This window comes from Yersinia sp. LJYL362 (assembly GCF_048323875.1).
In genome coordinates this window covers 1-24,080 of record NZ_JBLWEX010000299.1, presented here as the reverse complement: position 1 = coordinate 24,080, position 24,080 = coordinate 1, and the positions used below count along the sequence as shown (strand labels likewise).

The following is a 24,080-nucleotide window of genomic DNA, read 5'->3' as shown; positions in this document are numbered from 1 at the left end:
TACACAATTTAAAAGACCCCGCTTCGGCGGGGTCTTGTCGTTTCTAAGGTATGCGGTCAGCACATTGGTAGGTGTTGACGCCGGAACCGTAACCGGCTTCAAATTATAGTTAACGGCATGAAAACGTTAACGTACGTGTTTTAAGGCTCACTCCGGTGGGCCTTTTCAGTTTTAGCCCACCAGTCACCCAGTCAACTCCACACACATCACTGCTAATGAGTGGCTGCACTGGTGGGCTAAATTCCTTAACTACACGCCCAGCCCATCCGGGAGGGGGAGATATGAAAATGCCAAAAAATGACCCTGGCTCATACGGTCTTATCGTTTGGGTGCTTATTGCTGCCATGTCAATTTATGGCGGCTTCGTTAAATACATCATCGATACCAGAACGAACAAAACCACATGGAGCTGGGTGGCGGCATTCGCTCAGGTTGCTGTGTCGGGGTTCGCTGGGTTAATCGGCGGACTGATCAGCATCGAGTCAGGACTCAGTATTTACTACGTTCTGGTTGTTGCTGGCATGAGCGGAACTATGGGTAGTGTGGCTCTCTCATTCTTCTGGGAGCGGATTACGGGGTTTAAGAATGCAAACAACTAATTTTCGATTTAGCCAGCGAAGCGAGAATAACCTGAAAGGCGTTAACGCTAGCCTGGTGAAAGTGGTGCGCCGCGCTCTGGAGCTTTCGGCTGTTGATTTCGGCGTTATCGAAGGAGTCCGCACGGTAGAACGGCAAAAAGAGCTGGTGGCCACTGGTAAAAGCCAGACCATGAACAGCCGCCATATCTCCGGCAATGCGGTTGATCTGCTCCCCACTGGTGCCGACTGGAATGATTATAAATGCTGGTTGCCGGTATTGGATGCCATGCACCGCGCTGGTAAAGAGCTAGGCGTTAAGCTGCGTTTCGGTATCACCTGGACAGATAACCCGAATGACAAGCCTGCGAAGTTCTTGGACGCACCTCATATCGAGATACCCGCATGACTTGGCTAGTCAGTAATTGGCGAACTGTATTTGTGGCGGTGGTTATTCCGGCATTCCTTTTCCTGCTTCTCAATCGTAATCACCTCTCAAATCAGGTCGAGAAAAGAGAAGCAGAGCTGGTGACCGAACATGCTACTAACGTTGCTCTGGGTAACATCATTGATGCTTACGGTGCTAACGATGCCGCCAACCGAGCTGCTACAGCCCGTCAGTTAGATAATGAGAGGAAGTTACGCAATGAAAGTGACGAGCGACTCCGGCGTTTCAAAGCTTCGGCGGAGAGTGATGATTGTTCTATCAAGCCTCTGCCTGACGCTAGCATTGTCATCCTGCAAGAATAGCCCACCGCATAAGTCAGCCGAATTAATCCAGTTGTGGCCCCCAGAATCAGCATTAACTCAATGCGAAGTGCCAGAATTCGTCGGTACCACTTGGGGCGATAGTGGGCTGTATGCACTGGCCCTCAAGCGTGAGTTGCGGATCTGCAAGGGACGGCTAGATGAGATTATTAGCTGGCGGCAGAACGCCACGCGTAAGCAGTGAGCCAAATTCATCTGAAGCCTCGCAATAGCGGGGCTTTTTAATAATTAACAAAGGTAAAGACGATGGATGATGATGATCGTAAAGACCTGCAACTATGGTTCGGATTAGACCACGCCTCTTTCTGTGTCATGCCTAGAGTGTTCATGCAGGCAATGTCAGACGAGTGGCAAGAAAAGATGGCTGAACTGTTGTTTGAGTATGACGAACGAATAGATACAACCGTATGTGGTGTTCATAGTTGCTTTGTGTCAGTTAAAGGTGCTGAAAATCGGTTCATGAAGATGCCCCCAGACATAATTAATTATCGATACCCTAACCCTGATTTCATCAAAAGCTTTTTACGTGACAAAGAGTAAAAGCATTACAGATGGTACTCAATGAGCGCCATCGATAATGCACAACCTAAACCACTAGCCTAATAAGTTGGTGGTTTTTTATTTCCCGCGCCGGTTATCGCTGCCTGCCTGTATTAGCACTGACGTGGCTCCTTGTCCATTGAGCGTACAGGCGGAATCAATAATAACCAACACCCCTCCGTGATAGTCAGGGCATTGGCGGCAACATCAGCCGTGGTGGAAGAAGCGATGTGACAGCCGGAGAGACGGCCTGTATTGCAGCAGCCATTCAATGAGTGGTTGCGACAATACACGATAAGCAATGCTACCACTTGTTGCCCACCGCTCACCCTGAGCATTAACAGGCTGGTGGCATTTTATTTAATTCTGAAATCGGCGATTGTCCAACGATAAAAGCAGCATAAACACGCTGGGTGAAATTTCTCTGGTGTCAAAAATCACCGGCTTTTAATCAAAAACAAGTAAACCAACCAGCAGGAAACTCCAAATGAATACGATTGAGATTAAAGTCAGTGTTGATACTGGCCCGATTGATAGCTTGATTACCAAGTTAGAGCGGGCTGTTGAGCTACAAAAGCAGTTAACCCAAGAACCACTACAAACTAAGAAAGTTACACTGGCTAATCTTATTGATGTCACGCCAGCAGTGTTTGGTGTTGTGGTTAGCTGGAACGTTTGGTGGCCCGGAAAGGTTCGGATATACAGCAAATATCGCCGTGGCGATGAAACAATAGAGATGTGCAGTCGGCCTATCTCGAATTCATACCAGAGCTATTTAGTTAATAACTTACCTGCCGGTCAAGACACTGAGTGCCATGTGCGTTTCTATGATAACGACGGGGGGGAATCATTCCGTAGCCCTACAGTAAAGGGCAAGGCTAGCTCTGATGCTAGTGAAATCCTTAATGCCATGCCCACCCCCTTCGCTGTCGATACCGGCCAAACATACTTGCTCCGTACTGGCATTCATATTGATAGCTTTATATTAGGTGGAGCAGTTCGCGCCTCAAAGATTGAATCCTCTCTGGCTTCCATTAAAGAGCTTCAGGATAACGTTGCGGCCATCATCACTAATGCCACCGATACTCGGCATCAGCTTGAACGTATTGATCATCAGCGAAATGAAGACTTTGTTGCTCTATCAAAAGCTGTGCGGTCAGTAGAGGAAAGTATCAGCCGACTTAGCCACCGTGACTCATTCATCAGATAACCCATGAAAGAGCCAAGGGTATACGGTAGCCGATGGGCCAAGGCTCGAGTGGCTTTCTTGCGTGACAATCCCCTGTGTGTGATGTGCCAACAACAGGGACGGATAGAAGCCGCAACAGTCGTTGATCACATCGAACCGCATCGACTCAAAGAAGCCTTGATGTCTGGCAACTTAGTCCAGATAGCCAAGGCTCAGAAACTATTCTGGGATAGAAAGAACTGGCAATCATTATGCACCCCACACCATAGCTCAACGAAGCAACGGCAAGAGAAGAGCGGTCGTGTAACGGGGTGTACCGATGATGGCATGCCGATTGACCCTAACTCACACTGGAACAAATGATAATGAATCCCATCACCTCAAATGATAATGACTATCAAAGGGGGAGGGTGGGGTGAAAGTTCAGGGCTTTGATCCCCAATGACCTATCATCGTCATTTCTGTGCACAACCGCGAATTGAAAACTTTTTTTTGGGAGGTTTTCCATGGCTGGACGCCGACCAAAACCGACCCACTTGAAGGTGGTCACCGGTAATCCGGGCAAGCGCCCACTGAATAAAAACGAACCTCAACCCGCCCGAGAAATCCCAAGTCCTCCCGCTCATTTAACTGACTGGGGCAAGGCGGCTTGGGGGCGGCTGACCTTATTGCTGGATCAGATGGGCGTGTTGACCGTCGCCGATACCATGGCACTGGAACGCCTTTGTGATCTATATGCGGAAATCCTTCGGTTGCGGCAGCAGATTGATATCGAGGGCAACACCTATACGACCAAAACCCAGATGGGTGATTTTCTTATTAAAGGACATCCCGCCGTAGGGCAGCTTGCCGATGCGGATCGCCGCTTCAAAGGCTACTTAATTGAATTCGGCCTGACCCCAGCCGCGAGATCAAAGGTGAATGTAAATGGCGGAGAAGAAAAAGAAGACCCGCTCGCCCAGTTCTTCAGTTGATCCAGTAACACAATATGCAACCGATGTGACGTCAGGGAAAATAGTGGCAGGCCCCGATATTCGCCATGCCTGTGAAAGACATTTGCGGGATCTGGAACTTGGCCCCGCGCGCGGATTAGTTTGGGATGTCGAAGCGGTTTCCCGTGTTATTGCCTTTTTTGCCAACATATTAAAACTCAATGGTGGCGACTACGAAGGCAAGCCGTTTATTTTGTTGTCGTGGCAATGCTTTGTTATCGGCTCTATTTTTGGTTGGAAATCCAGTGACGGCACCCGACGTTTTCGCATGGTGTATGTGGAGTCGGGCAAAGGTTCGGGCAAATCCCCACTGGCCGGTGGTGTCGGTCTTTACTGTATGATAGCCGACAAAGAACCACGGGCCGAAGTTTACGCGGCTGCGACCAAAAAAGACCAGGCCATGATCCTGTTTCGCGATGCTGTCTCAATGGTCGATCAGTCTTCGGCACTCTCTCAGCGGGTGGTTAAATCCGGTACCGGTTTAAACGTGTGGAATCTGGCATTCCTGCAAACCGGCTCATTCTTTAAACCCATCAGCTCAGACGATGGACAATCTGGCCCGCGCCCCCACTGCGCACTAATTGACGAAGTTCACGAACATAAAACCAATCAGGTTGTTGAGATGATGCGCGCCGGTACCAAAGGGCGGCGTCAGGCTCTGATATTCCTAATCACTAACAGCGGCCATGATAAGACCAGCGTTTGCTATGACTATCACGAATACGGCAAAAAGGTCGCAAGCGGCGATCAGGAAGATGACAGCTTCTTTAGTTTTATCTGTTCACTGGACGAAGGTGACGACCCATTTAAAGACGAATCTTGCTGGGGCAAAGCTAACCCCTCGCTGGGCCAAACATTTGAACTTAAATACCTGCGCGAACAGGTTACCGCAGCCCGAGGGATGCCCGCCAAAGAAAGCATCGTGCGCCGCCTCAACTTTTGTGAATGGGTAGAATCAGCCACGCCGTGGATCGGCGGTGATACCTGGATGGACTGTGAAGACGAATTCGATATTGATGAACTGGCGGGAGAGGAATGCTATGGCGGACTCGATTTGTCAGGCTCCCGCGACTTAACCGCACTGGCGCTGTTTTTTCCCAAGCATAACAAGTTATTTGTTGAGTTCTGGACACCTAAAGACAGTTTGCTCGAGCGTGCTAAAACCGACCGAGTGCCTTACGACAAATGGCTAAAGGCGGGTTTTATTCAAGCACCACCGGGCAAGGCGGTGAACTATGGTTTTGTTGCTCACCGATTCGGTGAGCTAACAGCCATGTTTGATATCAAATGCATCGCTTGTGACCAATACCGCATCAAATACCTTGAGCTTGAACTGGAAAGCAACTCGGTCAGTGTCGTTTTGGTACCGCATGGGCAGGGCTATTACAAAGCGCAGGAATCCGGTTTATGGATGCCGCGTTCCATCGAGTTGTTTGAGGAAAAACTCAATGACAAAGAGTTGATTATCAAGCGTAACCCTTGCCTGCGCTGGAATGCAGCCTCAGCGGTACTCGAAGCAGACCAGAAAGATAACCGTATCTTTGCCAAGAAGAAAAGCACCGGCCGCATTGATGGCGTGGTTGCTTCTGCAATGGCAATCGGCGCTGCTGAAGATGTCGATATTGAGGAGGAGGGCGATCTGGATGGTTTCTTTGATAACCCAATAATAGTAGGTATCTAATGGCACGAAATAAACATCCGGGGCGCGTTAAAAGCGCGCTCCTTAACTGGCTTGGTGTGCCAATTAGCCTCACTACTGGCACTTTCTTTCAAGAATGGTTTGGCACCAGCAGCAGCGGTAAGGTGGTCACGGCGGATAAAGTTATTCAGTTGGCCGCAGCCTGGGCATGTGTCCGGCTTATCAGTGAGTCAGTTTCGACTCTCCCCCTAAAATTGTATAAGCGAATGCCGGACGGCTCCCGAGGCACAGCAACTGATCACCCGCTGTATCCCGTGTTATGCCGTAGTCCAAATTCCGAAATGACCCCTTCGCGCTTTATGCTAATGCTGGTGGCCAGTATCTGTTTGCGGGGCAATGCGTTCATAGAAAAGAGAATGATTGGTGATCGTGTAGTTTCTCTTATTCCGTTACTGCCACAGAATATGGTAGTTAAGCGCCTTGATAACGGCCAACTCGAGTACACCTATACCGAGAACGGTAAAAAACGGGTGATACCGGTTAAAACCATGATGCACATCCGAGGATTTGGCCTGGATGGTATGTGTGGGTTAATGCCGATGAATACCGGTCGAGACGTGTTTGGTTCAGCCATGGCTATCGAAGAGTCGGCAGCGAAAGTATTTGAAAATGGCATGCAAAACTCGGGTTTTTTGACCAGTAAAACCGCGCTAACAACAGCCCAGAGAGAAAAACTGCGTAGCAGCATGACTGCATTCACCGGCTCAAAAAATGCCGGTAAAACCATGGTACTTGAAGCCGATCTCACGTACCACAGCGTTACCATGAATCCAGAAGACGCTCAGATGTTGGAGAGTCGGGCATTCAGTATCGAAGAGATTTGCCGCTGGTTCAGGGTGCCGCCATTTATGGTGGGCCATATGACCAAGCAAAGCAGCTGGGCTTCCAGTGTTGAGGGGATGAACCTCCTTTTTCTGAGCAACACCTTACGCCCGCTGTTGGTCAATATTGAGCAGGAAATTGTCCGTTGCCTGTTGGCTGGTGATGAGGATTACTTTGCTGAATTCTCTGTTGAAGGTTTGTTGCGCGCCGACAGTGCGGGCCGTTCTGCCTACTACACCACTGCGCTACAAAATGGCTGGATGAACCGCAACGATGTTCGCCGTCTTGAAAATCTGCCACCGATACCGGGCGGGGATCTCTATACCGTGCAACTTAACCTTGTTGCACTTGAAGACCTTAAATCACATAACGCTGTTGTTAAAGCGAAAGCCATCACTGAGCTTCACGGATACCTGTTCCCTGACATCCCGCTTGAACAGTCACCGCTAAAACAAGCCGCCTAGGAGTAAAACCCAATGACAATTAAAAACCTTCCGGCAGCGCCGGTGGGACACCCGTGCGCGGGTGTTTCCTGTGAGGTTGCGCCAAGTGCGGTAGAGCGCTGGAACGGTGGGTTAAAAGCCGCTGACACTGGCGAAAACAGCATTTCAATCTTTGATGTAATCGGACAGGACTACTGGGGCGAGGGGGTTAGCACCAAACGCATTGCTGCCGCGTTGCGGTCGATGGGCGGCGAGGATGTGACGGTTAACATCAACTCGCCCGGTGGTGACATGTTCGAGGGACTGGCTATCTATAACCTGCTGCGCGAGTACAGCGGCAAGGTCACGGTGAAAGTATTGGGGATTGCCGCCTCTGCTGCTTCCATTATTGCCATGGCTGGTGATGAGATTCAGGTCGGGCGAGGTGCGTTTCTGATGATCCACAACTGTTGGATTGTCATGATGGGCAACCGTCACGATCTGGCAAAAGCGGCTATTGATATTGAGCCTTTTGATCGGGCGATGGGTGATATCTATTCAGCCAGAACCGGCCTACCAGCGGCAGACATTGCAGCCATGATGGACAATGAAACCTACATTGCGGGCAATGATGCTGTCGAAAAAGGCTTCGCAGACAGTTTGTTATCGGCTGATGAAATTACCAATGATGATCAAAGTCCATCAGCAGCCATTCGCAAACTCGATGCGCTGCTGGCAAAAGCCAATACCCCGCGCTCTGAGCGCCGTAAATTACTTAAAGCCTTAACCGACAGCATGCCGGGCGCTGCTGTTACTCCATCCGGTACGCCAAGCGCTACCACCGAAATCAATACTGAAACTTTAGCTAGCTTCGAGTCTGCATTAAGTGGACTGAAAGCGGCGTGCCAATAATCTGGAGAATATATGTCTGATGTAAACGATGTACTGAAAAAGGTTTCCGCAGCACTGGAAGAGGCCACTGGCAAGTTTAACGCCAAGGCAGAAGAAGCGCTGACTGAAGCTAAAAACGCGGGCCAGCTTTCTGCATCTACTAAAGAAGCTGTAGACAAAATGGCGTTAGAGTTTAACGCTCTGACAGCAGCAGAGAAAACCCTCAAAGTGGCTTTGGGCGATCTGGAGCAGCACGTTGCCCAAATGCCATTGAATAATGCTGTACAGACGGTTGAATCAATTGGTCAGCAGGTTGTATCAGCCGAGGCGTTAAAAGGTTTTGTATCAACGCTTGCCGCAAGTCAGCGGATCAGTATTCCGGTGAAAGCCGCACTATTGTCTGTCGATGTACCGGGGCAAATTGTGGCACCACACCGCCTGCCGGGTATCGATGTTGCGCCTAAACAGCGATTGTTTATCCGTGATTTGCTTGCACCTGGCCGCACTCAATCAAGCACCATTTATTGGGTTCAGCAGACCGGATTTACCAACAATGCGCGAGTCGTCGCTGAAGGTACGCAAAAGCCTTACAGCGACATTCAGTTCGGTGAAAAAATCACGCCTGTTCGCACTATTGCCCACTTGTTCAAGGCCGCGAAACAGATCCTTGATGATTTCTCACAGTTACAATCAACGATTGATACTGAAATGCGCTTTGGTCTGAAATATGCCGAAGAGCAAGAAATCTTGTTCGGTGATGGTACCGGTGTTCATCTTGAAGGGATTATGCCGCAGGCGTCAGTATTCGATCCGTCATTTGACGTTGCCCAACAGAACGGCATTGATGATTTGCGTCTGGCTATGTTGCAGTCTCAGCTTGCACGTTTCTCCGCCTCTGGTCATGTGTTGCACTTTATTGATTGGGCCAAGATCGAACTGACCAAAGACACATTGGGCCGTTACATCCTGGGTAATCCGTCAGCATTGACTACGCCGACCTTGTGGGGGCTGCCTGTTGTCGCTACAGAATCGGCGGCATTCAAAGGCAAGTTCCTGACCGGTGCCTTTAACGCAGGCGCTCAGATTTTTGACCGCGAAGACGCCAATGTGGTGATCAGTACCGAAAACTCCGACGACTTTGAGAAAAACATGATCACCATTCGTTGCGAAGAGCGTCTCGCACTGGCGGTGTATCGCCCTGAAGCGTTTATTACCGGTGCGTTTACGGTTCCTGCACCTGTCGGCGGTTAATCAATTCACCTCAATGAGCGGCCTGCGGGCCGCTTTATCAGAGATAACATCATGAAATTGATAGCACTAAAGCAGATTTATTTCGGCTATAGCGTTCTTGATCACGGTCAGGAATTTGAAACGGGTGAGCAGCATGGACGTGAACTCCTGAAAAAAGGTTATGCGAAGCTACCTGAGGTATTACAACCTGCGGAAGCGCCGGAAGCGCCGGAAGCGCCGGAAGCGCCGGAAGCGCCGGAAGCGCCGGAGCCAACCCCTGACTCCAGTGCTGGTGGTAAGAAAACTAAAGCTAAATAAGGCGAACCTATGCTGGAACTGGATCAGGTGAAGCATCACTGCAACATCGAACCGGAGTTCACGGAGGATGATGCCTGGTTAGAGGCCAGAATTAAGGCCGGTGAGCGCTTCGTAGAAAACTATACCCGCCGCAAGTTGTATGCTGAAGCCAGTGATGAGGGTTATTCAGAAGAGGATGGACTGCTTTATGAAGAGGATATTGATACAGCCATTTTGCTACTGATCGGTCACTGGTACACCAACCGAGAGGCCACAGTCATTGGCGTCACGTCAAAACAGCTTGAGTTTACAGTCGATTCGCTGCTGCAACCTTACAGGATTTACGGCGTATGAAAGCAGGCAAACTTCGATACCGCGTGACCATTCAGAAACGTGCTTCTGGTGTTCTCCCATCCGGGCAGCCCGTAACTGACTGGGAGAAATTAATATCCGTTAGAGCTGATATAACCGATATCTCTGGGCGAGAGCTAATTTCTTCGGGGGCTGAACTGGCGGAAACCACTGTCAGGATCTGGATGCGTCGTTATCGTTCTTTTCCTGTTACATCGGCTAATCGAATTGTGCATGAGCCTCCGACTGGCAATGGTGAGATTTATGACATTGTTTCAGTAATTACCGCCGAAAATAATACACGGCTTGAGCTGTTATGTAAGCGGGGAGTGAAATCATGATTGACGCACATCTCGATTTCTCCGGCATGCTGGATCTGGACAAAGAGCTTGAATTACTTAGTAAAGCCGAAAGCCGTACCGTACTGCGGCAGGCTGTTCGTGCGGGAGCGGCTGTTATTCAAACGGAGGCCCAAAACCGCGCGCCAGAACGTACCGGAAAACTAAAGCGCAACATCATCATTGCCAATGGTAAAGGGAGTGCGACCGAAGCAACCGCCGGTATTCGGGTCAGGGGGGCAAATCCTTCAGGCACCAATAGCGACAACACCAAGAAAGCGATCAACAGGAACAATTCATTCTATTGGCGCTTTCTTGAGCTTGGCACGTCAAAGTTCCCCGCCGTTCCTTTTATCCGCCCAGCATTTGACTCTAAAGCCGACGCTGCTGCACAGGCTGCGATTGACCGTGCAATTAAGTCCATTGACGAGGTATTAGCAAAATGACCGAGGCTGATGTTTACCCCCTAATCAAACATTTGGCGGGCGGGCAGGTATACCCTTACGTTGCCCCACAAAAAACTGATGGCAGTGGCCCGGCAATATCCCCGCCGTGGGTGGTTTTCATTCTGCCATCCAGCATGACTGATGATGTGTTGGATGGTCAGGCTGCCACAGCATCGATGCTTCAAATTGATGTCTATGCCAGAACCATTGACGAGGCCCGTGCCATTCGCCGTGAGGTGAGGGCGCTTATTAAACCGCTTTCGCCCGTTCAGATGAATGAGATCACTGATTTCGAACCGGATACCTCCCTTTTCCGCGCCCTGCTTGAAGTTCAGGTGTGGGAATAACCCTCAAAGAAAGTTACCAGCCGCCTACGGGCGGTTTTTTTATGTCTGGAGAAAAATATGACCAGTATTTATGAAAAAACGCAGGGCACGAAAATTTATGTTTCTGCTGGTGTGACGACTCAGCCTTTGCCGACTGGCTCGGTGGTGTGGTTGTCAGCGGCTTGTGCTACCAAAGAGATCAGCTTTACCGGTGGACAAAAGGCGGATATCGACGTCACAACTCTGTGTTCTGAAGAGCAGGAAATGACGAACGGTTTACCTGCGCCGTCAGAAATGACCATTTCGCGCAACTGGAGTCCGGATGAGGAGGCGCAATACTCGCTCTATGAAGCCTACGAAACCGATACCATGCGCTCTATCAAGGTCGTCTTCCCCAGCGGCAATGGTTATGCCTATCTTGCTGAAGTGCGTCAGAACAGTTGGAGTGCTGGCACCTCGGGTGTTGTATCGGCTTCATTCACACTGCGCATCAAAGGTAAACCGGTTCGTATTGCCGCTACTGATGTTCCTGTTACCAGCATCACGCTAAACAAATCGAATGTTGCTATCGAAGTTGGTGATACCGGTGTGTTAATCCCGACATTTTTACCGGCTAATGCCACCAATAAAACAGGTACTTTCATTTCGTCAGCGCCTGCCATTGTGAGCGTCGATCCGGTGACCGGTCAGTATGAAGGTCTGGACGATGGCGCCGCAATTGTTACCTTTACTACGGCTGATGGTGGTTTTACCGCAACATGTAATTTTACTGTTACTGAGGCTGCATAATTATGGCTAAAAAGGATTTGCGATCACTGGCTATTGCGCCCCGCTCAGGGTTTCGACACAAAACAGTGGTCGTTCCTGAATGGGATGATGCCACGGTGATACTACGTGAAGCCTCTTCGGGTGCCTGGCTACGTTGGCGAGAGGTTGCGGTAAAAGGCGAGGCGAACCCAGATAAAACGGTAAAAGCCTCGATTGAGGACCGGATCACCAACAATATTCTCTCAGATGTCACGTTGTTTGTTGATGTGCTTCTTGATGAGAGTGGTCTACAGGCGTTTTCTAATGAAGATATTCCCCTGGTAGCTGAAAGTTATGGGCCGGTGCATGCACGCTTACTCAAAGAAGCGCTCGACCTCAGTAAGCAGGATATTGAAACTGCTGAAAAAAAGTAAACACGCCGGGCATGTCCTTTCTCATGACGCTGGCATTGCGACTGGGGCGAACCCTGCATGAACTTGAAACCACAATGACAGCGCGTGAATTGGCTATGTGGATTGAGTTTGATGCTGGCAGTCCTATTGGGGATCGGCGTGGGGATATTCATGCGGCACAAATAGCCAGCGCAGTATATCGGTCGCAGGGCGGTAACGTCAGTCTTGAAGATTTATTGCTGCAATGGAAAGAGCCTGAAGAGACAGAGGAAGACAGTACCGCTTTGGAGTCTTTCTTTGAATCCCTCATAACCTAACCCGCTTCGGCGGGTTTTTTACTTTACTGGTGTTGATATGGCATTGCGCGAACTGATCGTTAAAATCACGGCTAACTCGTCCTCTTATCAGGCGGAGATGGCCCGCGCCTCACGTATGGGGAGTGAGTATTATAAAACCATGGAGGGTGGTTCGCGCAAGGCGGAAGCGGCTACACGCCAGAGTAAGCGTGCATTAGCTGAACTTAATAGCGAACTGGTCACCGTGAAAGAGTCGGCCAGCGGCATGGTGGGGATGTTTGCCGGGGCATTTGCAGTAGGTAGTCTGATCAGTACAGCAGACCAATACGGGCAGATTGCATCTCGAATCAAAATGGCGACCGGCTCACAGGAAGAATATAACAGCGTTCAGCAGCGCTTAATGGAGATCAGCGACCGCACGTATAAAAGTATCGAGGAGCAATCCGAGCTATATATACGCAGTGCCAACTCAATGAAGGAGCTTGGCTTCTCCACGGCCAGCACCATTGATTTTATTGATTCAATTTCCAGCGCCCTAACCATCAATGCCGCCAGTGCTGAAAAGGGCGAAAGCGCGATTAATGCACTGTCTAAATCCATGGTGAATGGCAAAGTTGCTGGTGATCAGTGGCATGCCATCATGGAAATTATGCCGACTGTTATCGGTGATATTGCCCGTTATTTAGGTACCACCGAGCTTGAGGTGAAAAAACTTGGCGCGGCTGGAAAGTTATCAATGGATACCTTTTCCAAGGCAGTAATAGCTGCAAAAGACCGTAATGCTGAACTTGCAGAGGCCATGCCGACGACGGTCGGGGATGCCATCACTAAATTGTCAAACCACTGGAAAGCCTATATCGGGGATGCCAACACGGCAATGGGTGTGACGGCAGCGATATCCGGCGTGATTTCCACTGCTGCCAATAATATTGATGTGCTGGTTGCTGCCGGTACCGGGTTGGTTGGGCTTGGATTAGCACGGTACTTCGGTGGATTGGCCAGTAGCATTTCCAGTGCAACCGGCAATCTAATAACTGCGACCCGATCGCAGCTTGCCCTGGCTGCTGCGCAGGTTGAAGGTGTTCAGGCATCATTGCTACAAATTCAGACCGAGCGAGAATCCGCGGTTGCAGCGCAACGTTCGTTGGTCGCTCAGTTACAATTGGCGCAAACCGAAAAGGCCCGCGCCAGTATTCGTAAGCAACTGGCTGTTAACTCGGCTGCTGTTGCCACTGCGTCCCGTGCCGAAGCTGCTGCAACCGATGCTCTTTCGGCGGCTCAGGGGCGTTTGAATATCGCATCCGGACTAGCAAGCAAGGCGCTGGGGCTGGTGGGTGGCCCTGTTGGAGCCGCGATGCTGGCTGCTGGTGCAATCTACTATTTTTATGAAAAGTCAGAGCAAGCCAAGCGGTCAGCGACGGAGCTGGCGGGTGGCGTGGGTGGGCTGATTGATAAAATGCGGGAGATGGGGAATGTTCAGTTAGCGGCTGAGATCGGCAAGCTGAATAACTCATTACCGGCACTTTCTTCTGTTGTCGCTGATGCGCAAAAGAATTACGACAAAACCACTGAAGCCGTTGAGCGAAACAGCCGGCAGATTTATTTATGGGGTGAGGGATCGACCATTGGGAAGCAAGCGGCTGAAGAATTGAATGTTTCTCTCAACAATCAGGCGATAGCACTCAAAGAACTGACCGATGCCCAGGACAACAAAAGCAGGGCGGTAAATGGTGCCAATGTTCTGAGCGCTCAGTTAAATGGCACACTTCAGGAGGGGGTAGGCATCCTCAAGCTGGAACAGGTAGAAGTGGGCATCGCAGCAGGAATGATGGCTAACTTTACCCATTCTTTGAATATTGCTACCCAAGCCAAAGCCGCGTTTAATTCTACCAGCCTGATCTTACCTGTTAGCGAAGAGCTGAAAAACGCGCAAAAAGTGCAGGATGATAAGCTCGCTATATTGAAACTCTCGGGCAGGGCGCAGGCGAGTGAAATCGCCAGGCAGGAAGCTGAGCGGCTCAAAATCACCGATCCCACCGAGGTATCAAAGTTTGTCAGTGGTGAACTCAGGAACTACGATCAGTCCGAGCAGAATAAGGCGAATGAGCAAGCAAAGAGTAAGGCGGCCAGTGCAACTAAAGCGGCTGAAAGCGCCACCAAGGCTTATGAGCAAGCTGTTGCTAACCTGAATAAAGAAATACAGATTGAGTCTGTTCGACTGGCACAGGGTGAGGCTGCTGCATCATTATTTGCCGCATCAATTGAAACTGGTGCGAAATATACTGATGGTCAGCGCGCTGAACTGGAACGGTTGAATAAAACCCTCACAGAGTCAAAACAGCGATGGGAAGACCACAACGCTGCTATTGCGTCAGATCCTTACCGCAGTGCCGCAGAATCTCAGCGGCAGGCGCAGGAACAGCTTCAGCGGCAGATTGCGGGGGGTGAAATACAAAGCACCGAGGAACTCTATCGCCGCAAAGAGCAGATCCACACGGATTATCTAGCTGCGCTAGCCGATGCTAACCAACGTTCCGCCGTCAGCGCGAATGATGAGCTGGCCGGTAATGTCGATCCGGTACAAAATCTCAGTAACCAATTAGCAAAACGTCAGGCGCTGATAGAGACCTATGCAGCAGCGGGTGTGATTACTGAGCAGCGTAAAAATCAGCTCATCCTCGCCTCTGAAACAGAAACCCGTGAACAGCAATACCAGGCATCCTTGCAATTATTCGCCTCACAAGGTGACTTGCAACGAATGGCCGTGGATTTGTTTCAAGATTCTCAAGACCGCCTTAGTAATATGTTGACCGGGTTAGTGAATGGCACTCAGTCAACTAAAGAGGCTATGTCTAATTTATTTGCCTCACTATCTCAGTCGATTATCAAGAATCTTATTGATATGGCGGCACAAGCCCTTATTACCAGTTCGATTATGCAGACCATTACCGGTGTTTCTGGCGGCCTAATGAGCGGGTTTATGGGGGGGACGAGTGGGGCCGCGGGTTCGGCCAGTAGTGCTTTTTCTACGGGGGCTTACAGTGGTTTGTCATTTAACGCTAAAGGGGGGGTTTATGACTCTCCGAGTTTGAGCGCTTATAGCGGGCAGGTTGTCAGTTCACCGACGTTCTTTGCTTTTGCGAAAGGTGCTGGCGTTATGGGTGAAGCGGGGCCAGAAGCCATTATGCCGTTGACCCGATCAGCAGATGGTTCACTAGGTGTTCGTGCCTTAACAACCCGGCAACCTGAGATTTCATCAACTGCGGGTGGCGCGCCGCCACAGGTTTTCATTGAGATAAATGACAGTGGTACCAGCTCACAGTCTTCATCTGGATACGAGCAGTTTGGCAGTGAAATTGGCCGTTTCGTCGAAAGTAAATACAGAGAGTTGATACAAAAAGATTTAGGTCAGCGAGGCGCTATTACAACTGCCATCCAAGGGGGTAGATAGTGATAAAGGTCTTCACGTTCTGCCCCCGGATAGACGCTACGGCAAAAACCGAGTTTCGAACCCGAGAGATTCAGTTTGGTGACGGGTATATCCAGCGGGCCGGTGATGGGATAAACACCAAGTCAACGGAATGGACACTTCAGTTTATTGGAGATTGGGACTACATCAAGCCAATCCTCGATTTTCTGGATGAACATCAGGGACACACCGCTTTTGAATGGACTAACCCCATGGGGGAGTTGGGCCTTTATGTTTGCAAGGCATATGACCCGACAGCAAAAGGTAAAAACTCAGCCGGTAAACCGATGTTTCAGCTCAATGTCCCTCTCGAAATTGCTTATCATCCGTAAGGTTTAATATGGGTATAAAACACGATTATCAAACGCTGGACCCCGGCAACGAGGTTTGGCTTTATGCGGTTGATTGCACCGCCTTTAATGGTCCTGAACTCTTTTTTCATAACCATAAAATACCGTACACCTCCCAAGAGCTACGTGCGGCAGACGGGGATATCACCAAACTTCCCGTTAAATCTATCTGGTGGCAAGGCGTCGAGTATTTGCCGTGGCCAGTGGAGTTAGCCGGAATAGAAATAGCCGGTGACGGTACTGCACCGACCCCCTCCCTTAGCGTGGGAAACATTGACGGTACCATCAGCGCAATGTGTCTCGCTTATCAGGATTTGGCTCAGGCGAAAGTACAGGTACACAAAACTTTTTCTCACTATCTTGATGCGCGTAATTTTTTAGAGGGTAATCCCTCCGCCAGCCCGGATGATGAAACATTGTATGTTTATTTCATCGACCGCAAAGCAGGTGAAGGCCCGGGCGGAATACAGTTCGATTTATCCGGTCCTTACAATATGCAGGGTATCAAAATTCCTCGGGAGCAAATTCAGGGGAGTGTTTGCCGTCATTGTATGCGAGGTTGGTATCGAACGGGGCGGGGCTGTGATTATGCCGGTTCGCTGTATTTTGATGAAAATGATAACCCAACCGATGATCCGAGTCGTGATGAATGCAGCGGATCACTTCGGGCCTGCAAACTACGGCATGGTGCTGAACCTTTGCCTTATGGCGCCGAGCCAGGCTCATCGCTCTTAAGGAGATAAGCATGCAGAAGAAAACCCAGACAGCGATTTTTGCGCATGCTGAAAAAGACTACCCCCGCGAGGCTTGTGGTTTAATTTGTCGCAATGGACGAACGGAAAAATACTTTCCGTGCCGCAATCAGTCCACTGATCCCCGCGATAATTTCATTTTGCACCCGGAAGATTACGTCGCCGCCGAAGATTGGGGGCGTGTCACCCATATTGTTCACAGTCACCCTGATGCAACAACCCAGCCCAGCAATGTTGATCATGCCCAGTGTGACATGTCCGAGTTACCCTGGGTTATTGTCAGTTGGCCGGAAGGTGACTTACGAATAGTTGAACCGGTTATAGGACCGCGACCACTTGAGGGGCGTCCGTTCGTGCATGGGGTGTGGGACTGCTTCAGCATTATTCGCGACTGGTTCAAACTGGAACGAGGTATTGAATTGCCCAATTTCGAGCGTTCACCTTGCTGGTGGGAATCCGGTACCGAAAATTTATACATGGATAATTATAGCTGCGTGGGGTTTGTGGAGATTGACGGCGAGTTATTGCCTGGTGATGTCATTATCATGCAGGTCAGCGCCCCGGTCCCGAATCATGCAGCAATCTATATCGGCGATGGAATGATGATTCATCATATGTACGGGCATATGAGTAAGAGGGTGCCATTTGGCGGTTATTATCAGGATCGCATAACAGTGAAGTTGCGGCATAAAGCCTTGATGTTATGATTATCAGTAATCAACTGATGGGTGTAACGATATGAAAAATATATTTATGGTAATTATTTTGTTGGGGCTATCGGGTTGCGCTACAACCGCTGTTAAACCAAGCAATGCGCTACAAGCACCCAAGGAAAGAGTATTTTTATATCAAAACTTGCTACCAGGTGCCTCGCAACTGACAGTGGTCAGAGATAGTGGTTTCCTTGGGGGGGGATGCTATGCGGCAGTATTCCTTAATGGGAAGAAGGCCGCAAGTTTAAATCCCGGTGAAAAAGTTAGTTTTTATTTGTTGCCTGGGGAGTGGATGATTGGGTTTCAGGGAGAAGGTAAAGTCTGTATCGCTGACGAACTCCCAACAGAACAGGAAATTAATTTAAAAGCAGGACAAAGCAAAGGGGTTAGGCTGTTTTCTGACCCAAGCGGAAACTTAGATATAAAACCCATAAGTTTGAATTGAAACTAAGCCGCCGAGAGGCGGTTTTTTTTTGTGCGTGGAGTAATAAATGCGAAGAAAAATAACCCTCGGTGGAGTTTTAGGTAAGAAATTCGGGCGGGAATATAACTGGGATGTGTCCAACCATAAAGAAGCAATAGAAGCTCTAAGTTTACAAATTAAGGGGTTTAGACAGTTTATGCTTGATAGTGAATCCAAGGGGCTTACATTTGCGGTCTTTAATGGAAAACGGAATATTGGTGAGAATGAATTAAGTCTTAACGGGAAAGAACCTATCCGTATTATCCCCATTATTATTGGTAGTAAGAAAGCCGGTATATTCCAAACAATACTTGGAGCAGTTCTTATAGCTGTGGGCGCAGTTATGACATGGATGTCTGGTGGTACCGCAAGCCCTTTAGCTGCTGGTTTTTTTAAAGTTGGTGCAGCAATGATGCTCGGTGGAGTGGTGCAAATGTTATCACCGCAACAGGGTGGGCTTGCGTCAAGGCAATCAGCAGAGAATACCCCAAGCTACGCTTTCGGTGGACCAGTGAATACCGTGGCGCAGGGAAACCCTATCCCCATTGGTTACGGTGAGCGAATTATCGGCGGTGCCATTATTTCAGCAGGCATCTATACCGAAGATCAGATGTAACTATTAACTTTAATATTGAACCGCCTCCGGGCGGTTTTTTTCGCCCGGAGAAAAGTATGTCGGCAATTGTGGGTAAAAAGGCGGGGAGTTCAGACAGTCATACACCGGTTGAATCACCAGATTCACTAATTGCTACTTCATTTGCAAAGATGCTGCTGGTGTTGGGCCATGGTGAGTGGGTTGGTGGGCTGGATAATACTCGTATTTTTCTGGATGGGACGCCAATCGGCAATGCGGACGGCAGTGTCAATTTTCCCGGTGTGCAGTGGGAGTTTCGCCCTGGAACCCAGCATCAAACTTATATCCAGGGAATGCCAGATGTTCAGAATGACATTGCCGTGGGCGTTGAGCTGAAATATGAAACTCCGTGGGTTAAGGCAATCACCAATACTGATCTCTCTGCCGTGCGTGTTCGCCTGTCATGGCCGGCATTGCAGCAACAGCTCGATAATGGTGATGTAGTTGGATACCGAGTTGAGTACGCGATTGATTTAGCAACCGGTGGCGGGGCTTACAATGAGGTTTTACGGTCTGCGGTCGATGGTAAATCAACAACGGGGTATCCGCGCTCTCACCGTATTGATTTGCCAGCGTCAACAGAGGGTTGGCAGATCCGCGTTCGGAGGATAACCCCAAATACTACAAATACTGCCCGGGTTGCCGATCGGATGTTAGTTGATGCTGTCGTCGAAATTGTTGACGCAAAATTGCGCTACCCAAATCTGGCGTTGCTGTATATCCAATTTGATGCAAAACAGTTCCAGAACATCCCGACAATAACGTGCAAGCCTAAAATGGACATAATTCGAGTTCCATCAAATTATGATCCTATTAACAGAATTTATTCCGGTGTTTGGGATGGCACATTTAAATGGGCATGGACCAATAACCCAGCCTGGATTTTCTATGACCTCTGCATTAATGAGGAATATGGGCTGGGCCAATGGATTAAGGCAAATAATCTCTCAACCTCAAAATGGGAATTGTACGAGATAGCAAAATATTGTGATCAGCTTGTCCCTGACGGTCGCGGCGGTACCGAGCCTCGTCACCTATGTGATGTTTATATCCAAGGACAAGAAGATGCAATTAACGTACTGAGTGACATCATTAGTATATTTTCTGGCATGTTCTATTGGGCTGGCGGCGAGATCAGAGCGTTGGCCGATATGAGCCGTCCAGTTGATATGGTTTATTCTCTCGCTAATGTGAAAGATGGTTTTCAGTATAGCTCCGCCAGTGAGCGAACCCATTACAGCCAGGCGATGGTGTCATATTCAAACCCTGACAACCGTTATCAGGATGATATTGAACCTGTCGTCGTTCGGTCCCTGGTTAGGCGTTACGGTACTTTAAATGCTGACATAACGGCAATAGGCTGTACTCGGCGCAGTGAGGCAATTCGCCGAGGTAAGTGGGTTCTTTATACCAATGAAAAGGATAGGGCGGTTTCGTTCACAGTGGGGCTTGAGGGCCGCATTCCCTTGCCGGGTTGGGTTGTTGGGGTTGCCGATCAGCTATTGGCTGGGCGAGTGCTTGGAGGGCGCATAAGTAGCGCAGTTGGCCGCAATGTTACGCTTGATCGCAAGCCTGACGCAAAGCCAGGGGATCGCCTTATTGTTAACCTTCCGAGTGGGGTGGCGCAGGCAAGAACGGTGCAATCAGTGAATGATAAAGTGGTCACTGTTAGTGTTGTATACAGTGAATTACCTGCCGCTGAATGTGCCTGGAGTGTTGATTCCGATGATCTGGCAGTACAGCTTTATCGCGTTGTTGGCATCAAGGACGCATCAACCGAGAAGGAAATAGCCTATCAAATTAATGCTATTGAATACGATGAAAATAAATGGGCCAAGATAGAAAGCGGTGCAATTATTGAAGATCGCCCGATTAGTATTATTCCACCAGGTGTTCAGCCGCCACCAAAAAACATTGAAATAACCAGTTTTTCTGCAATAGCTCAAGGGCTTGCTGTCACCACCTTGCATGTAGAATGGGATGCCGCTGAAAGTGCAATTGCTTACGAGGCCGAGTGGCGGCGCGATAATGGCAACTGGATCGCCGCCCCGCGCACGTCTACACGTAGTTTTGATGTTACGGGTATTTACGCCGGGCGCTATCAGTGCAGAGTCAGAGCTATCAATGCTGCTGAGATATCAAGTATCTGGGCCAACGCCACTGAAACAGCTTTAAACGGCAAAGAGGGCAATCCTCCAATGCCAGTTGGGTTTGCAACTACAGGCATTCTCTTTGGCATCACTCTGAATTGGGGTTATCCAGAAGGAGCCGAAGATGCGTTAAAAACCGAGATTGAATATAGCCTGTCTGCCGATGGCACTGACGCCATGCTGTTGAGTGATGTACCGTATCCGCAACGAAACTACACCATGCAGGGATTAAGGGCGGGGCAAGTGTTTTGGTTCCGTGCACGGATCGTGGATAAATCCGGTAATCAGTCGCCGTGGATAGATTGGGTTCGTGGCATGTCGAGTACCGACACGAGCGCTATTCTCGAAGCTATTGGTGATGATTTCATCAGTAACACTGTAGCGGGACAGCAGTTATTTAATAATGATTTCATGAATGCTGAGGCGATTCTGGAGAACGCTGTCGCGAATGATGCGGGTATCGTGCAGCAATGGGCGCAATACGGAGAGAATAAAGCTGGGGTTATCCACTTAACGACCACTGTCGCTGATGCTGAACGGGCATTCGCTGAGTTTGAAACATTGGTAACCGCGACTTTTGAAGAGCAAACTGCTGCTATTGATGAAAAGTTAACAGCAGTGGTTGATAGTGACGGAGCAAGTGCTACTTACAGCCTGCGGGCGGGTATTAACTATAACGGCCAGCTTGTTAATGCAGGGATGGTCATTGGTGCTGAGTTTATTAATGGGGTGGCTAAATCCTCAATCGGGTTTAATGCTGATCAATTTATATTACTCTCCGGCCCTGCTGGTAATGTTTCATCACCATTCGCTGTCGTCAACGGTCAGACATTTATCAATCAAGCATTCATTGGTGATGCAACAATTGAGTCTGCAAAAATAACTGACTATCTCCAATCGACAAATTGGGCTTCCAATTCAACTGGCATTCGCATTGGAATGAGAACAGGGACAATAGAAATAAACGGCGCTACTGCGGGGCAAGGCAGAATGTCTCAGACAAACGAAAGGATTGAGGTATATGACCAGAACAATATTAGGCGCGTTCTTATTGGTAAGTATTAGTGCACTGACTGGCTGTTCGATACAGCTATCAAATGAACGAGAAGTCGATTGTACCGCTTACTACATTAGCACTTATGATAGCGTGAAATATAAGGATAAAGTGCGCGTAGTACGCACTTATACAAATAGAGTTGGCAAAGTTTACGTTCAACCTAGAAATAGTTTAAACACTAAATGGCATGGTAGGTGGCAGAGTGCTGATGTTTTAGTTAACTATGAATGCAACGGGGGCTATCCTGATGGCGTACGGAATACAGATTAGGGATTCCACAGGAAGGGATATGTTAACCCTGCTAACTCCAACATGTATAGTTGATTATATAACTACAGCGTCAGGCAGTAAAACATATACCTCATTCGGAAGGAGTCTTGACGTGATCCAGATGGGTTACATTTCGTATTATGGGACCACTCCATCATTAATATCTGTTAGTGGGAATACCATAACCTGGTCTGGAGTCTCTGTGGAGCAACCATTTATGGTGGTGTTAAAATAATGTCATATGGAATGCAAATATTACGTGATGACGGGTATTTATGGTTATCCCCTGATATTACCCCATTAAATCTAATACAGAAAATAAGAATAACAACAAACAATACCTATCAAACCAATGTTCCATCCAATAAAACATGTCTTGGTTTTTATAGGACAGACAGCAACACCACTTTTGAGATTAAATTTTCAAATGCAGGGGCTAATTGGTCTTTCACCGCTGCGAAAGGAATGGGGTCAGGATGGGTTTATATATTCTCTAATATCGCCCTGGTTAGTTCGGGATACGGCATAAAGTTGTTCAATGAGTTAGGTGAACTGACATATTCAACAGATTCAATTCCATTAATGATTAATAAATATCCAGTAGTGAATATAGGTGATGCGACGTCTATAACGGATATAGGAAAGCAAGTGGCAGTGATGCCAGGATTGGTAGCAACAAGGCTTACCGCGTTAAATCCCGCTTTAGGTATTTACTTATTCGGGTATAACTGGTCATTAGCGTTTGGGACATCTATCGGGCATCAAAACACTTTTTCAGAACAGATTGAAGGTCAACGACCAACGTTTAAATTTAAACAGTATATTTATTATATCGATTGTTCAATATACGACTAAATACAATAACCATAGGAATATAGCTATGTCTTGGTATGAGGCAGGAACAGTCACGTCCGTAGCTGGGACAAATGTGATTACTGGTGTTGGTACGCTATGGAATAACCCAATATTTGGAATCGCCCCTGGGCAGATGATATTTATTCCTGGCTCTGGGCAGGTTGTAATATATGAAATACTTGCTGTCGATAGCGATACTAAAATAAGAGTAACAAAGAATTTAACATCAGCAATTACCAATTCTGAATATGCAATTGTCACGACTGTATCAAATTCAATGTCTGACTTGGCGCGTAGAACAGCCGTGCAATTGGCTTTATATCAGAAGTTATTAGAAGACTGGCAAGATATAACCACTGGTACAGGCGATGTCACCATTATTGCTCCTGATGGTTCCACTGTGGTTATTCCATCTTTGAGCGATCTGACTGCATGGGTTAATGACTCGAAAACGTGGTTTGATGATAACAGGGAGCTGATAGAGAACGCCGGAGAGGCGGTGGCTGGGGCGGAAACGGCACGAGATGAAGCGGTCGCGGCAAAGACAGCGGCCCAGTCAGCAGAAGCGGCAGCGGAAGGTTCTGCAACATCGGCTTCTGGTTCCGCTACGACAGCCAGCGATGCTGCTGCGGCGGCGACAGATTCGGCATCGATTGCATCTGAGGCTGCAACAATAGCTACACAAAGCAAAGATGGGGCAGTTACTGCCAGAGATGAAGCGGAACAATTTGCTGAAAGCGTTAACCCCGATTTACTTATGCATACTACAGGCGGCACATTTACAGGGCCGGTAATATTAGCCGGTGACGCCACAGATCCGAAAGGTGCAGTCACTAAGCAACAGTTAGACGCAAAGCCAGCTGGCGGTTTACCGCTACTGTTCAGTTGGTGGGAAGATAACCGCACACACATCCCAGAGGGAACGGCCCCGCGCGATGGACAAGAACTTAGCAGGGCTTTATTCCCAGATGCATGGGCGGCGGCTCAAGCTAAAGGCCTTGTAATTACAGAGGCTGAATGGCAAG

28 protein-coding genes and 2 pseudogenes are annotated in these 24,080 nt (G+C 48.8%); all 30 read left to right on the top strand.

Translation table 11 applies throughout. From position 1 onward, the window contains the following. Window positions 1-281 precede the first annotated feature (281 nt). On the top strand, window positions 282-599 hold the full coding sequence (locus ACNSO8_RS21790) for a phage holin family protein (RefSeq protein WP_049525581.1): 318 nt from the start codon (window positions 282-284) through the stop codon (window positions 597-599). Continuing rightward, on the top strand, window positions 586-984 hold the full coding sequence (locus tag ACNSO8_RS21785; protein WP_418395858.1) for a M15 family metallopeptidase: 399 nt from the start codon (window positions 586-588) through the stop codon (window positions 982-984). The genes ACNSO8_RS21790 and ACNSO8_RS21785 overlap by 14 nt, the downstream gene beginning before the upstream one ends. Next, entirely contained in the window at window positions 981-1,325 is a 345-nt protein-coding gene (locus ACNSO8_RS21780) for a DUF2570 domain-containing protein (protein ID WP_418395857.1), read from the top strand. Before ACNSO8_RS21785 ends, ACNSO8_RS21780 begins: the two co-directional genes overlap by 4 nt. After that, the gene (locus ACNSO8_RS21775; RefSeq protein WP_418395856.1) at window positions 1,270-1,527 is read left to right on the top strand and encodes a hypothetical protein; all 258 of its coding nucleotides are present in this window, start codon (window positions 1,270-1,272) and stop codon (window positions 1,525-1,527) included. The genes ACNSO8_RS21780 and ACNSO8_RS21775 overlap by 56 nt, the downstream gene beginning before the upstream one ends. 62 nt (window positions 1,528-1,589) lie before the next feature. Then, window positions 1,590-1,883 (top strand): hypothetical protein, encoded by a 294-nt coding sequence (locus tag ACNSO8_RS21770; RefSeq protein ID WP_418395855.1) that lies wholly within the window; start codon window positions 1,590-1,592, stop codon window positions 1,881-1,883. A 487-nt stretch (window positions 1,884-2,370) separates the two neighbouring features. Continuing rightward, window positions 2,371-3,093 (top strand): hypothetical protein, encoded by a 723-nt coding sequence (locus tag ACNSO8_RS21765; RefSeq protein WP_418395854.1) that lies wholly within the window; start codon window positions 2,371-2,373, stop codon window positions 3,091-3,093. Window positions 3,094-3,096: 3 nt separating this feature from the next. Continuing rightward, entirely contained in the window at window positions 3,097-3,435 is a 339-nt protein-coding gene (locus tag ACNSO8_RS21760) for an HNH endonuclease signature motif containing protein (protein ID WP_418395853.1), read from the top strand. 143 nt (window positions 3,436-3,578) lie between these two features. Next, window positions 3,579-4,046: a phage terminase small subunit P27 family gene (locus ACNSO8_RS21755; protein WP_418395852.1), complete on the top strand. Its 468-nt coding sequence runs from the start codon at window positions 3,579-3,581 to the stop codon at window positions 4,044-4,046. Beyond that, the gene (locus ACNSO8_RS21750; protein WP_418395851.1) at window positions 4,000-5,745 is read left to right on the top strand and encodes a terminase large subunit; all 1,746 of its coding nucleotides are present in this window, start codon (window positions 4,000-4,002) and stop codon (window positions 5,743-5,745) included. The genes ACNSO8_RS21755 and ACNSO8_RS21750 overlap by 47 nt, the downstream gene beginning before the upstream one ends. Beyond that, complete coding sequence (locus ACNSO8_RS21745) at window positions 5,745-7,049, top strand: phage portal protein (protein WP_418395850.1); 1,305 nt, start codon at window positions 5,745-5,747, stop codon at window positions 7,047-7,049. Before ACNSO8_RS21750 ends, ACNSO8_RS21745 begins: the two co-directional genes overlap by 1 nt. Window positions 7,050-7,061: 12 nt before the next feature. Beyond that, window positions 7,062-7,919, top strand: coding sequence for a head maturation protease, ClpP-related (locus tag ACNSO8_RS21740; RefSeq protein ID WP_418395849.1), 858 nt, complete (start codon window positions 7,062-7,064; stop codon window positions 7,917-7,919). A 12-nt stretch (window positions 7,920-7,931) separates the two neighbouring features. Beyond that, on the top strand, window positions 7,932-9,149 hold the full coding sequence (locus ACNSO8_RS21735; RefSeq protein WP_418395848.1) for a phage major capsid protein: 1,218 nt from the start codon (window positions 7,932-7,934) through the stop codon (window positions 9,147-9,149). 51 nt (window positions 9,150-9,200) lie between these two features. Then, window positions 9,201-9,446, top strand: a complete 246-nt coding sequence (locus ACNSO8_RS21730) for a hypothetical protein (RefSeq protein ID WP_418395847.1) — start codon at window positions 9,201-9,203, stop codon at window positions 9,444-9,446. Between the two features lie 9 nt (window positions 9,447-9,455). Then, window positions 9,456-9,779, top strand: a complete 324-nt coding sequence (locus ACNSO8_RS21725) for a head-tail connector protein (protein ID WP_221866428.1) — start codon at window positions 9,456-9,458, stop codon at window positions 9,777-9,779. Further along, window positions 9,776-10,117: a phage head closure protein gene (locus ACNSO8_RS21720; protein ID WP_408573217.1), complete on the top strand. Its 342-nt coding sequence runs from the start codon at window positions 9,776-9,778 to the stop codon at window positions 10,115-10,117. The genes ACNSO8_RS21725 and ACNSO8_RS21720 overlap by 4 nt, the downstream gene beginning before the upstream one ends. Continuing rightward, window positions 10,114-10,560 (top strand): HK97-gp10 family putative phage morphogenesis protein, encoded by a 447-nt coding sequence (locus ACNSO8_RS21715; protein ID WP_342229804.1) that lies wholly within the window; start codon window positions 10,114-10,116, stop codon window positions 10,558-10,560. The genes ACNSO8_RS21720 and ACNSO8_RS21715 overlap by 4 nt, the downstream gene beginning before the upstream one ends. Further along, window positions 10,557-10,907 (top strand): tail completion protein gp17, encoded by a 351-nt coding sequence (gene gp17, locus ACNSO8_RS21710; RefSeq protein WP_418395846.1) that lies wholly within the window; start codon window positions 10,557-10,559, stop codon window positions 10,905-10,907. Before ACNSO8_RS21715 ends, gp17 begins: the two co-directional genes overlap by 4 nt. A gap of 57 nt (window positions 10,908-10,964) precedes the next feature. After that, window positions 10,965-11,426 (top strand): annotated as a pseudogene (locus tag ACNSO8_RS21705) (phage tail tube protein); the annotation flags it as partial. Then, entirely contained in the window at window positions 11,427-11,675 is a 249-nt protein-coding gene (locus tag ACNSO8_RS21700) for an Ig-like domain-containing protein (RefSeq protein WP_418395883.1), read from the top strand. A 2-nt stretch (window positions 11,676-11,677) separates the two neighbouring features. Then, complete coding sequence (locus ACNSO8_RS21695) at window positions 11,678-12,067, top strand: phage tail assembly chaperone (RefSeq protein WP_418395845.1); 390 nt, start codon at window positions 11,678-11,680, stop codon at window positions 12,065-12,067. A 23-nt stretch (window positions 12,068-12,090) separates the two neighbouring features. Next, window positions 12,091-12,363: a phage tail assembly protein T gene (locus ACNSO8_RS21690; protein ID WP_411928245.1), complete on the top strand. Its 273-nt coding sequence runs from the start codon at window positions 12,091-12,093 to the stop codon at window positions 12,361-12,363. A 37-nt stretch (window positions 12,364-12,400) separates the two neighbouring features. Continuing rightward, window positions 12,401-15,793 carry a tape measure protein gene (locus ACNSO8_RS21685; RefSeq protein ID WP_418395844.1) on the top strand — a complete coding sequence of 1,131 codons (3,393 nt, stop codon included), beginning with the start codon at window positions 12,401-12,403 and terminating at the stop codon, window positions 15,791-15,793. Further along, window positions 15,793-16,143, top strand: a complete 351-nt coding sequence (locus ACNSO8_RS21680) for a phage tail protein (RefSeq protein ID WP_418395843.1) — start codon at window positions 15,793-15,795, stop codon at window positions 16,141-16,143. Before ACNSO8_RS21685 ends, ACNSO8_RS21680 begins: the two co-directional genes overlap by 1 nt. Window positions 16,144-16,151: 8 nt before the next feature. Continuing rightward, window positions 16,152-16,904, top strand: coding sequence for a phage minor tail protein L (locus tag ACNSO8_RS21675; protein ID WP_342229800.1), 753 nt, complete (start codon window positions 16,152-16,154; stop codon window positions 16,902-16,904). A gap of 2 nt (window positions 16,905-16,906) precedes the next feature. Beyond that, on the top strand, window positions 16,907-17,620 hold the full coding sequence (locus tag ACNSO8_RS21670; protein WP_418395842.1) for a C40 family peptidase: 714 nt from the start codon (window positions 16,907-16,909) through the stop codon (window positions 17,618-17,620). Window positions 17,621-17,651: 31 nt separating this feature from the next. After that, window positions 17,652-18,071 carry a hypothetical protein gene (locus ACNSO8_RS21665; RefSeq protein WP_050879465.1) on the top strand — a complete coding sequence of 140 codons (420 nt, stop codon included), beginning with the start codon at window positions 17,652-17,654 and terminating at the stop codon, window positions 18,069-18,071. Window positions 18,072-18,117: 46 nt separating this feature from the next. Continuing rightward, window positions 18,118-18,705 (top strand): tail assembly protein, encoded by a 588-nt coding sequence (locus ACNSO8_RS21660; RefSeq protein WP_342229797.1) that lies wholly within the window; start codon window positions 18,118-18,120, stop codon window positions 18,703-18,705. A gap of 56 nt (window positions 18,706-18,761) precedes the next feature. Further along, a complete protein-coding gene (locus ACNSO8_RS21655; protein ID WP_418395841.1) occupies window positions 18,762-21,938 on the top strand; it encodes a host specificity protein J in 3,177 nt (1,058 codons plus the stop codon). A gap of 496 nt (window positions 21,939-22,434) precedes the next feature. Beyond that, the gene (locus ACNSO8_RS21650) at window positions 22,435-23,055 is read left to right on the top strand and encodes a hypothetical protein (RefSeq protein ID WP_342229795.1); all 621 of its coding nucleotides are present in this window, start codon (window positions 22,435-22,437) and stop codon (window positions 23,053-23,055) included. 25 nt (window positions 23,056-23,080) lie between these two features. Further along, window positions 23,081-24,080 (top strand): annotated as a pseudogene (locus tag ACNSO8_RS21645) (phage tail protein); the annotation flags it as partial.